The sequence below is a fragment of the Acidobacteriota bacterium genome (genome assembly GCA_021161905.1).
In the GTDB taxonomy this organism is placed as follows: Bacteria; Acidobacteriota; B3-B38; order Guanabaribacteriales; family JAGGZT01; genus JAGGZT01.
In genome coordinates this window covers 1-10,823 of the sequence record JAGGZT010000002.1, presented here as the reverse complement: position 1 = coordinate 10,823, position 10,823 = coordinate 1, and the positions used below count along the sequence as shown (strand labels likewise).

Here is a 10,823-nt window from a genome sequence, read left to right as displayed (position 1 = left end):
CTAAAGCGGTGGTCACCCCCTGAAGCACATAGTTATCCGCTATGCCCATCTCGTCGAGCTTGCGGTCGATGTGGGTATGGATATCTATGAAACCGGGAACGACATACTTTCCCGAGGCGTCGATGATCCTCTTCGCCTTTTCCTTTTTTAGATCGCCTATCTTTTCGATCTTGGCTCCTTTTATCCCGATGTCGGCGTAGTAGAAGGGGTTCCCGCTTCCATCTATTATCTTTCCGTTTTTGATGATTATGTCGTACTTAGGAGCCTGTTCACAGGAAGAAGAAAGGAAAAGCCCACTGATAAAGGCTATTAACAGTAAACCCAAGCCCTTTTTACCCATCTTTCCCCTCCTTTTTGAGGATTATAGCCGATGAGGGAACAAGTCCGCAAGTGCTGTTGCTTTATACATCCTAATTTTTCTCGGGGAAAGGGTATCCTCCTTTTTACATCCGCAAAGCTTTTTTGACATTTTAGAAATTAGTATTTACAATTAACAATAAAGAAACACCTTTATTGATCAATGATATTAAGCTTAGGATGAGATAAGGACGGTGCTTTCAGATAAGAGCGGAATATATGAGGCAAGAAGACTACCTGGGGACAAGAAATGGGTGGGTGATTATGACTAACGGCTATAATATGGTTACTAAAGGGTTTGAACCGGCAAGTGGGGTGGTTAAATCTGGGATTGATTTTAAACTTGAGAAATCGAGAAGCGTTTCTGGGTATATAGTGGATGAAGAAAATAATCCAATAGGCGGTGTAAGGATAAAGATAGTTTATAAGGACCCTCTTCCTTTCTCTCCACTTAGATTGGATTTTTGGCATACTGGTACAAGGGAAACACCCCAAAATGGTTCTTTCTATGTAGGCAATATTCAATCGGGATTAAGGTTTGTGCTTAAAGTGGTTCATAAAGATTACAAGCTGTTTGTATCTCCAATCTGGCGGCTTGAGCCCGGAGAGAGAGCAGAAGGCCTAAGGATCGTATTGGAAAGGAAATAGCGGTGGATGAATTAAGGTGGAAGATAGCGATCGTTGTTATTCTCTCCTTAATTATCGCTTTCCCCAGTTTTGCCAAGGAGAAAGGGAAACAGTGCGAATTTCTATTCTTTGCTGGTGGTTCATATGCTACTTCTCGGTTCGGTCCTTCCTTAGGAGTGAGTTTTTCTTACCATCTTACGGATCATTTTGTTTTTTCCTCCGACCTCGGAGCAGCCTATCATATTCCCCAATTAGACTTTCCAAAGCTTATAGAGTTTGAGAAGAAGAGCTATCTAATTGTTAACAGCCAGTACCGCCTGCTTTTCTCCTTTCGGGGGGAGTATTCTTTCGATGTTTCCCCGCGATTTGAACCCTTCCTTACTGTTGGTGTCGGTTGGAGTAAGGATCGTGTCGATTTTGAGGTTAGCATTTATAGTATTTCCTCTAAATTCGATGAATCGATAACCTGTTCCGAGGATGGGAAGTGTAGGTATCAAAAGAGTGATTTCCCTCTCTTTATCCTCGGTGGAGGTGTTAGATGTTATCTGGGGAGTAAAGTTTTCTGTAAGGTTATGATCTGGGCAGTGGATCCTGGTGGATATTTTTCCACCTATCAGATAATGGCTGGCTGGGGGGTTAGGTTTTAATAGTTGAGGCATAAGATGAAGAAAGATAGGTTGTTGAATAAAGGAGTTGCTCTTTTCCTCTTTCTAATGTTTATTTTGTTTCCCCCTTTTCCTCCTTTAGCTAAAGCATCTCTTGATGATGAGAAGGAAAACGAGATAACCACCTCTTTAGGGTTGTTTTATGGTGCGAGTTTGACCTTAGGGCTATTTTCCCCTAAGGCGAGGCGTCGTCCCACTTTTGGCATCGGTTTCGAGCGGAAGATATCGCCCCACTATTCAGTAGCGGTTTCCTTTGCTTACGCCATTCCTTCTGAGTGGTACGATGATTTCAACAGCTCGGGAAGGGTAGAAGAAGAGTTTTGTAGGGAGCTTGGTCGTGGCTACTATTATGACTTTACTGAAATCTGGGAGAAAAGGAGCGCCTTTATTCTCGATGTTGGGTTCTATAGATACTTTGGGATAGAAGGGGAGAAAAAGGGTAATATATTTCTCTATTTCGGCACCGGTTATATGGCGGTGCGGGAGGATTACTGGATGATCGATAACGAATCGGATGTGGATAAAAAGTTCTCCACTTTAGAAGGAAGGTGTACTATCTTAGACCTTGGCTTCGGCTATAAATATAGACTGGAGGAAAGCTGTTTTATCAGGGCTGAATGGAGGATGCACGGTTTTATCATTCCCCTTTTCGGGGGCGATCCAATGTACGACAGTTTTCTTCTTGGTTTGAGCTATCGATTTTAAACCACTATTTTATTGAAAAGGATGGAACTTGCCTCGAGAGAGGGGAAAAATTTTTTGCCTTTTTCACCGGCTTAAGATGGAGCAAGGGCTTTTGCCTCATCTTTGATTAGGGGAAGATATTACCTTTGCTTCTCTTTGAGGGCGGAGCGAAGCTCCCGTTCTATGGTCCGTCTCTTAGCTACTTCCCTCTTATCGTAGAGCTTCCGCCCCCGGGCGAGGGCTATCTCCACCTTGGCATAGCCCCGGCGGTTGAAATAGATGCGGAGAGGAATGAGAGTAAGCCCCTTCTCGGTAACCCTCCCTATCAATCGCTTTATCTCCCGTTTTTTCAGGAGGAGTTTTCGTGGCCTTTCCGGATCTGCCTCGATGTTGGTGGCATGGGAATAGGGGCTGATATGGCAGTTCAGGAGGAATATCTCCTCTCCCCTGGGGCGGGCATAAGCATCCTTCAGGCTCACCCGTCCTTCACGAAGGGATTTTACCTCCCAACCGAGAAGGACCAGCCCCGCCTCATAGGTCTCTATTATCTCGTAATCGTGGCGGGCGCGTCTATTTTCGGCAACGAGCTTAGTTTCCGCCATCCATCCTCCGGATCAGCGTTTGAACCAGATCTTGGTGTAGAAATAGGCGTGGTAGAACTGGCGGAGGATCTTCCACTTCAGCTCCCGCCATTTATATTTCTCGGGATCATCGAGGAAGTAGCGCCCCTCCTCAGGAAGAAGAACGATACTCACCTTGATGTTTGGGGCGACATCGATGGGGAGGTTGTGTTCCATACAGGCTTCGTACATCCGGCGGAATATGGGGATCATCTCCTCGGTCTTGGGTGGGGGTACATTCTCATAGTCGGTGCCGGTTAAGGGGCGGAAGACGCAGACAGTTGGTATTGCTCCCACCGAGGTCATCCAGTCTATCGCCTCGATCGAGTTCTCCGGTGGCTCGAGTCCGGCGATTATCTCCCCGTTGGTAGTGGCAAATATCTTGGCGCAGTATTCCACCGCGTCGAGATAACGCTTTAAGCCGTAGAACTTGTTCTTCCCAGGGCAGACCTCCTTGAACCGCTCCTCATCCCAGAGCTCGAAGCAAAAGGAGACCTGGTTCACCCCGATCTTCTTGAGGTAGTGGTACCGGGTGAGATCGTGGTGGGGCGGGGTCTGAACCCCGATAAGGAGACCAGTCTCCTTCTTCACTCGCTTTATTATCGGTTCCAGTTGGTCGAGATAGGTATCCCCCTCGTAATGGCCCGTGTTGAAGTGAACATAGGTGATGCCGAGCTCCTTCCTCGCCGCCTTGACCGTCTCCACCACATCCTGGATCGTCTTCTCCCGGTCCTCATATTCCCCGAGGTTGAGCCCCACCGAACAGAACTTGCAGTTCATCTTCGGCTCCATCTTCCAGTAGTCGCAGACATCAGTGGGGAAGATGCCAAGGTAAGTGCCCTGGAGAACCCCGATGCGGGACATCAACTTTCCGCTTGAGGTACGCATCTTATAGAACTTTGGCTCTTTGGGAAGGGTGATGTCGCAGATGTACTCCCCATCTCGCTTTATCATATAACGACCATTTTCCTTGTGAAGGACATAGGGGCTTTTATCCACGAATTTTTCGAGCACAGGAACATTGGCATAAAGCCCATCAGGAAGGATTACCTCGAGCCCAGAGCCGAGCCCCGCCCTGGTGCGTAGGATCTCCCGAGCATCCTCACTCACGGTACAGCTTTCGTCTATCTTCATCCCCTTGCAGAAGAGGTCAAGCTTCAAAAGTCCTGGGTTTCGCCGAACATCGTCAATCATTATCGTTCTCCTTAATAAATTTTCCTTCTTGCTGGCGTTTAATTCTACCGCACTTGCTCAGCCTGGTCAAGGGCGATGAGGGATGGTTGCGGTGGTTGAATGGATAGGGGAGACCCCTTTCCCCGCAAGATAAAGAAAAGATTAATCGGACAGAGGCAAGCCCTGTCCCTACGCGAGATTATATAAAAGCGACAGCTGGTGCTTGCTTTCATCTTTAAAATGTAGGGACAACCCTTGTGGTTGTCCGAGTCTTCATCTTTTCTTTCCCTGTCCTCGCCTTTACTGCGTAGAGGAAATGATCATCGTTCCCAAAATGGAGGAGATCGTTGGCAATCTCGGGTGAGGGGATAGCTGATGGCAAATCTCTTCCCACTTGATATCAGCACAAAGTTTGAGGATTTGGATAGCCCAGTTTGACAATGGTGTCTCCTACCTCTAACATAGGGAAGATGCGGGGGATATTTATCGGACTTGGTTCGAATTTAGGGGATAAGGAGGAAAACATCAGGCAGGCGGTTCTTCTCCTCAAAAGGGGAGGAGCAGACCCTTTTTTACTTTCCTCCCTTTACCTCACCGAGCCGGTGGGATTTCCCGATCAGCCCTGGTTTTTGAACCTGGTCGCTGAGGTGGAAACAGGGCTTTCTCCAAGGGCGCTTCTTGGTTTGGCGGGGAGGGTGGAGAATGAGCTGGGGCGGGTACGATCGGTGAAGGACGGTCCCCGAACCATCGATGTCGATATCCTTCTCTACCAGGAGCGGGTTGTTGAAGAGGAGGATCTCGTCATACCTCATCCCCGCCTGCATCTGAGGAGGTTCGTACTCGCTCCGTTAGTCGAGATTGCGGGGGCTGTTTGCCATCCTGTTTTCAAGAAGACCGTTTCCGAGCTGTTTAGCGAGCTTTCCGATCCCTCCCGGGTTATCTTAGTGGGTAGATTAAAATCGCCTACCGGGGAATAGGGTTGCAAACCTTAAAATGTTTTTCTATACTTAGGGGAGCCAGAAGAGGGGGCTATAGTGGAGGAATTGAGGCTTCGCTATATCGCGGTTGAGGGTCCCATCGGGGTGGGGAAGACCTCTTTGGTAGAGGTCCTTGCGCACAAGCTCAAGGCAGCTCCCTTGTTCGAAGAGAGTGAGAACCCTTTCTTGGCGGAGTTCTACCGCAATCGGGAAAAAGCCGCCTTTAAGACCCAGCTTTTCTTTCTCCTTACCCGCTACCAGCAACAGCAGGGGTTACGCCAGCAGGATCTCTTCTTCAAACTCACCATCTCCGATTACCTCTTCGAGAAGGATCGTATCTTCGCTTACCTCAATTTGGCTGATGCTGAGCTCATCATCTATGAGAAACTCTACTCGCTTCTTGTTCCTAATGTTCCTTCTCCTGATCTCGTCATCTACCTTCAGGCGTCTACCGATGTCCTCTGGGAACGGATAAAAAAGAGAAAGAAGAAAGAGGAGGCGTCGCTTTCCCTGGATTACCTTGAAGAGGTGAACCAGGCGTATAACAGGTTTTTCTTCCACTATAATAAGACCCCGCTTCTGGTGGTGAATACCTCCGAGGTTGATTTCACCAAGAAACCCGAGGAGGTGGATGAGCTCATCCGGGAGATAAGCCGGATGGGGAGAGGAACGAGGTATTATGTTCCGCTTGGATCTCGGTGATCCGAGACCGAGACGGAAGGGTTGGCTCCTGTTCCTCGGATAGGGTGTTCCCTTCCCTCTCGGAAGGGCTTTTTCGTATTTCCCCCAACCTGGACCAAGTCAGGTGGGGAGAAAGGAGGTCGTTATGAGTAAGGAAGAAAAGATCACTATCCCCGATATCCTCAAGAAGAAGAAACGGAAGGAAAGGATAGTTATGCTCACCGCCTACGATTATCCCCTTGCCAGGATACTCGATGAGGTAGGGGTGGATATCATCCTGGTGGGAGATAGTTTGGGGATGGTGGTACTCGGCTATGAGGATACCCTCAGGGTAACCCTCGACGATATGGTCCGCCATACCGCTGCCGTCTCCCGGGGAGCAAAGAGACCTCTCATCGTCGCCGATATGCCTTATCTCTCCTTCCACATCACCGAAGAGGAGACGATAAGGAATGCGGGGAGGCTGATAGTGGAAGGGGGGGCGGAGGCGGTGAAGATAGAGGGAGGAAGGAAGAGGCTCCCGATGATCCGTCGCTTGATCGATGCGGAGATCCCGGTGATGGGGCATCTTGGGCTTACCCCCCAGTCGGTGAATGTCTTCGGGGGCTACCGGGTGCAGGGGAAGGAGCTTTCGAGGGCAGAGGAGCTCATCTCCGATGCTGAGGCGCTTCAAGAGGCGGGGGTTTTTTCAATCGTCCTTGAGGGGGTTCCGGTAGAGATAGCGGAGATAATATCGGAACGGCTCACCATACCTACCATCGGCATCGGTGCTGGTGCTGGTTGCGATGGACAGGTGCTCGTCTCCTACGATCTCCTCGGTTTCTACCAGGATATTGTCCCCAAGTTTGTGAGGAGGTATGCCGATATCTACTCGGTGGTGAGGGAAGCCCTTTCCCGGTTTGCAAGTGATGTAAGGGAGGGTAGCTTTCCTGATGATAGCGAGAGCTATCATCTGCCGGAGGAGGTCAAGGAGAGATTGAGGGAGAGGTTTGGGGTTAAGCGATGAGGATCGTAAAGGCTATAGAGGAGATGAAAAGGCTCTCGGAGCGTGCCCGATCTCAAGGGAAGAGGGTTGGTTTTGTCCCCACGATGGGCTATTTCCATGAGGGACATCTCTCCCTGATCCGGGAGGCAAGGAGGCGCTCCGACATCGTGGTGGTGAGCGTGTTTGTGAATCCCATCCAATTTGGACCGGGGGAGGACTTCGACCGTTATCCCCGGGATCTCGAGCGAGACGCCTCGTTGGCTGAGAAAGAGGGGGTCGATTACCTTTTCTGCCCTTCTTCCTCTGAGATGTATCCTGATGGTTTCTCTACCCGGGTCGAGGTTGAAGGCCTTTCCGATGTTCTCTGCGGGAAGAGTAGGCCGGGCCATTTTGCCGGTGTTTGCACTGTGGTGCTCAAGCTGTTCAACATCGTAAAGCCCCATTTGGCCTTCTTTGGGCAGAAGGATGCCCAACAGGTGATAATCATCAAGCGGATGGTTGCCGACCTCAACCTCGATGTCGAGATCGTCGTTCTTCCCATCGTGCGGGAGGAAGATGGCCTTGCGATGAGCTCGAGGAACAGCTACCTCTCCCAGGAGGAGCGGAAGAGCGCCACGGTACTTTATCGAGCGTTGAAGGTGGCTGAACAAATGATTAGGGAGGGAGAGAGGAATAGTGGTAGAATAAAGGACGAGATGAAGAAGCTTATCAAGAAGGAACCGCTTGCTCGGATAGACTATATTGAGGTAGTTGATGAAAGGAATCTAAAGCCCCTTCCCGAGCTTAAAGGGAAGGTATTTATTGCCCTTGCTGTATTTATCGGCAAGACAAGGCTTATCGATAACATAATGATCGAGGTGTAGGATAATGTTCATCAAGGTGCTTAAGGCGAAGATACATCGTGCCCGGGTGACCGGGGCGGATATCAATTACGAGGGAAGCCTCACTCTCGACCCCGATCTGATGAGGCGGGCAGGGATGCTTCCTTACGAGTTGGTGCAAGTGTATGACATTACCAGTGGAGCGAGGATTGAGACCTACCTCATAGAGGGGAAGCGGGGTTCCCGCGAGGTGGTGACAAACGGGGCAGCAGCACGCCTCGTCAAGGAGGGCGATCTGGTGATCGTCGCTTCTTACGCCCTTATCTCCCCTTCGGAGGTGGCTCATCATCAGCCGAAAATAGTACTCCTCGACGGAGAGGATAACAGGATAAAGGAGGTAAGGCAGGGTTCTCTCTTTATAGGAGGTGCCGGATGAACCGGGAAGATGAGCTTAGAGAAAGGATAACCGAGCTTAAAAAGAAGCATAAGGCGGTGATCCTCGCCCACAATTACCAGATACCCGAGGTGCAGGACATAGCTGATTTTCGGGGGGATTCCCTCGATCTTTCCCATAAGGCGGCGGAGGCTGATGCCCAGGTGATCATATTCTGTGGGGTTTACTTTATGGCAGAGGTGGCAGCGATCCTCTCGCCGGAGAAGAAGGTCATCCTCCCTGAGCGAGCTGCGGGCTGTCCTCTGGCTGATATGGCGGAACCATCCGCGCTTTTGGAGATGAAAAAGAACCATCCCAAAGCAACGGTAGTAACCTATATCAATTCATCGGCAGCGGTCAAGGCGGAAAGCGACATCTGCTGTACCTCAGCTAATGCCCTTCGGGTGGTGGAGTACCTTCCGAACGAGGAGATCATATTTGTCCCCGACAAGAACTTGGGACATTTCGTCTCCCGGTTTACCAAGAAGAAGATGATCCTCTGGGATGGCTATTGCCCCACCCATCAGAGACTAACCCCGGAGGAGGTGCTCGAGGCGAAGAGGAAGCATCCGAAAGCGAAGGTGATAGTTCACCCTGAGTGTCGACCTGAGGTTATCGATCTGGCTGATGAGGTGGCGAGCACTTCGGGGATAATCGCATTTGCCAAACGGACTGAGGCAGAGGAGATAATCGTGGGCACAGAGATAGGGATGATCCATCGTCTCTCCCGGGAGGCACCGGAGAAGAGGTTCTATATCGCAAGCCCCACGCTCGTTTGCCCTAATATGAAGCTCACCACCTTAGATTCTATTCTCAGGGCACTCGAGACCTTATCCCCGGTTATCACCGTGCCCGATGAGATAGCGGTTCGAGCAAAGAGGGCGCTTTTGAGGATGCTCGAGGTTCCCCGGGAACGATGAGTTTCGCTGCAAGTGTCCTTTGAGCTTGACAGAAAGCGATAATTATTTTATAAATTTAACCAGAAAGGCAGGCGGAGAGGTGCTGGAGTGGCTGAACAGGGCTGCCTGCTAAGCAGCTATCCCGGTAGTCCCGGGATCGAGGGTTCGAATCCCTCCCTCTCCGCCATAATTTTTTGTCTTTAATCTGGGAAAGTAGCAGTTGAGACTGCACAGCAAAAGAGGATGTTTATTGCTTTTGCTCTTCTCGCTCTTTAATTACAGCCGATACATATCTTCCAAGAAGAGAAAAGAGATTCCCAGGTTAGGGTCTTCAACTTTGGCTTCTTAAATGTAAGCCGTCCTTATCCTTGGGAGGAAAAAATGAAGATAAAGAAAAGATGGATCGTTCTTATCGTAATCGGTGGGTTGGCATTAGCCGTCTATCTTCTTCTCCCTCACATCGGTACCTATTTCCAGAGGAAATATTTCACTTCTCAATACCAGCCAGAACCCCTTAGGACGGAGGAGGTCAAAACCGCTCCCGCTGAGTATCACATCTCTGGTGTCCCCTGGATATCTTATAGGAAGGCGTATTGTCAGTCAGCCAGCCTGCAGATGATCTCCTACTATCTCAATGGGGAAAGGGTTTCTTTAGGAGAGGTCAATTTCCTGATGGGGTTCACCTATGGAGCAGCCTACATTAGCCTTGGGGGGAAGAGGGCTTTTTTCCTCCCCTATACCGATCCCGAGCCGGGTTTTCGAGTCGCTGCCCCTTATCTCGGCCTTAAGAGGCGGTATTTGGTGACCAATGATCCTGCCCTTTTTCTTCGCGGGATCGAGTATTTCATCTCCTCCGGATTGCCGGTGCGGGTATCGGTTAATGTAGGAAGATTGAAGGGCCAACCCGGCATGTTCTCTTCCCACAGCGAGGTGATAGTGGGTTATGACGATAAGTACTTCTACTACTACGAGACTGGGGAGAAAAACCGCTTTTTAGAGGAAGAAAAGGGGATTCCGGTTGCTAAGGATGTCCTTAAGCAGGCGGTTGCCGAAGCCCTCGGCTACTTCCGCCTCCCCTGGCGCTATGCCTTTGTCGTCTTCGAGAAAGGAGAAAAAAAGGAGGATATCTCTTTCATCTTGAGAAGGAACGCTGGGCTTCTTATAGGAGACAGCTTCGGACCCGTCGCTCAAGGTTCGTATGCTATTTCAAAGTTCGCTTCCTATCTTGAAAAGCTCTCTCCGAAGGCGAGTAAATGGGATGTGATCCTCTCTTTGGTCGAGATGCTTGTCTATACCAGAGAGGATGATGTCTTCTTTCTTCGAGGCTTTTCCTCCGCTGGTATCGATTTGAAGGAGGTGGTCTATCTTCTTGGGCAGGCAGCGGAGAGCTATCGCGAGGCGCTCGATCTTCTTAAACAGGATAAGCCGGATGTCCGGAAGGCTGCGAATCTGATAAGGGAGGGGGCGGCAAAAGAAAAGGAAGCGGGCGAACTTCTAAAGGAAACGCTCAAAAAGTAGTAAAAGAGTTATTTTGTTAGATTATTTTCGATGTTTTTTGTTGCCAATCGAGAAGAGGAGGCTTAAAATATAAAATCAGGAGGAATAAATGATGAGGAAGTTAGGAATTTTGGTTTGTGTGCCGTTGCTGCTTCTCTTTGTGGCTATTCCTACTGCCAAAGCGGACGAGGTGGAGCCAGGGACGATCTTTGCCAGTGTTTACGGTGGCTTATATATCAATGGTGGAACGGATTTCGGTCTTGGTGGCTCGCTCGAGTATGCCCTTACCGATAGATACGGTTTCCAGGGGGAGTTCAATGTTATTCTCGGCGATGTGACCAGCTACGGGTTCGTCGGCAGCTTTGTGTACAATATCCCTACCGATATGGATAAGATCACCCCCT

Annotated in this window: 14 protein-coding genes and 1 tRNA gene; 12 read left to right on the top strand and 3 right to left on the bottom strand. The window is 49.7% G+C overall.

Features of this window, described 5'->3' with window-relative positions; genetic code table 11:
- Positions 1–340: amidohydrolase family protein (locus J7L64_00235; GenBank protein ID MCD6450785.1), on the bottom strand; the 340-nt coding region annotated here is incomplete at its 3' end.
- Between the two features lie 281 nt (positions 341–621).
- Between J7L64_00235 and J7L64_00230 the strand changes: the two genes are divergently transcribed.
- The 3 genes from J7L64_00230 to J7L64_00220 are packed head-to-tail and all read left to right on the top strand — an operon-like array spanning position 622 to position 2,354.
- Complete coding sequence (locus tag J7L64_00230; GenBank protein ID MCD6450784.1) at positions 622–1,005, top strand: carboxypeptidase regulatory-like domain-containing protein; 384 nt, start codon at positions 622–624, stop codon at positions 1,003–1,005.
- A gap of 2 nt (positions 1,006–1,007) precedes the next feature.
- On the top strand, positions 1,008–1,631 hold the full coding sequence (locus tag J7L64_00225) for a hypothetical protein (GenBank protein MCD6450783.1): 624 nt from the start codon (positions 1,008–1,010) through the stop codon (positions 1,629–1,631).
- Between the two features lie 15 nt (positions 1,632–1,646).
- Positions 1,647–2,354: a hypothetical protein gene (locus tag J7L64_00220; protein ID MCD6450782.1), complete on the top strand. Its 708-nt coding sequence runs from the start codon at positions 1,647–1,649 to the stop codon at positions 2,352–2,354.
- Between the two features lie 119 nt (positions 2,355–2,473).
- On the opposite strand, the gene smpB is transcribed toward J7L64_00220, so the two are convergent.
- Entirely contained in the window at positions 2,474–2,935 is a 462-nt protein-coding gene (gene smpB / locus J7L64_00215) for an SsrA-binding protein SmpB (GenBank protein MCD6450781.1), read from the bottom strand.
- 12 nt (positions 2,936–2,947) lie between these two features.
- Positions 2,948–4,147 (bottom strand): radical SAM protein, encoded by a 1,200-nt coding sequence (locus tag J7L64_00210; protein MCD6450780.1) that lies wholly within the window; start codon positions 4,145–4,147, stop codon positions 2,948–2,950.
- Positions 4,148–4,596: 449 nt separating this feature from the next.
- Between J7L64_00210 and folK the strand changes: the two genes are divergently transcribed.
- The 9 genes from folK to J7L64_00165 form a co-directional block, all read left to right on the top strand.
- Positions 4,597–5,103 (top strand): 2-amino-4-hydroxy-6-hydroxymethyldihydropteridine diphosphokinase, encoded by a 507-nt coding sequence (gene folK / locus J7L64_00205; GenBank protein ID MCD6450779.1) that lies wholly within the window; start codon positions 4,597–4,599, stop codon positions 5,101–5,103.
- A 66-nt stretch (positions 5,104–5,169) separates the two neighbouring features.
- Positions 5,170–5,805, top strand: coding sequence for a deoxynucleoside kinase (locus tag J7L64_00200; protein ID MCD6450778.1), 636 nt, complete (start codon positions 5,170–5,172; stop codon positions 5,803–5,805).
- A 124-nt stretch (positions 5,806–5,929) separates the two neighbouring features.
- Positions 5,930–6,790: a 3-methyl-2-oxobutanoate hydroxymethyltransferase gene (gene panB, locus J7L64_00195; protein MCD6450777.1), complete on the top strand. Its 861-nt coding sequence runs from the start codon at positions 5,930–5,932 to the stop codon at positions 6,788–6,790.
- A complete protein-coding gene (locus J7L64_00190; GenBank protein MCD6450776.1) occupies positions 6,787–7,632 on the top strand; it encodes a pantoate--beta-alanine ligase in 846 nt (281 codons plus the stop codon). Before panB ends, J7L64_00190 begins: the two co-directional genes overlap by 4 nt.
- Before the next feature lie 4 nt (positions 7,633–7,636).
- Complete coding sequence (locus J7L64_00185; GenBank protein ID MCD6450775.1) at positions 7,637–8,026, top strand: aspartate 1-decarboxylase; 390 nt, start codon at positions 7,637–7,639, stop codon at positions 8,024–8,026.
- Positions 8,023–8,943 (top strand): quinolinate synthase NadA, encoded by a 921-nt coding sequence (nadA, locus tag J7L64_00180; GenBank protein ID MCD6450774.1) that lies wholly within the window; start codon positions 8,023–8,025, stop codon positions 8,941–8,943. Before J7L64_00185 ends, nadA begins: the two co-directional genes overlap by 4 nt.
- Before the next feature lie 73 nt (positions 8,944–9,016).
- A tRNA-Ser gene (locus J7L64_00175) sits at positions 9,017–9,109 on the top strand.
- Positions 9,110–9,303: 194 nt separating this feature from the next.
- Entirely contained in the window at positions 9,304–10,440 is a 1,137-nt protein-coding gene (locus tag J7L64_00170; protein MCD6450773.1) for a C39 family peptidase, read from the top strand.
- Positions 10,441–10,528: 88 nt separating this feature from the next.
- Positions 10,529–10,823, top strand: a 295-nt coding sequence (locus J7L64_00165; protein ID MCD6450772.1) for a hypothetical protein, incomplete at its 3' end; no start/stop codon positions are given.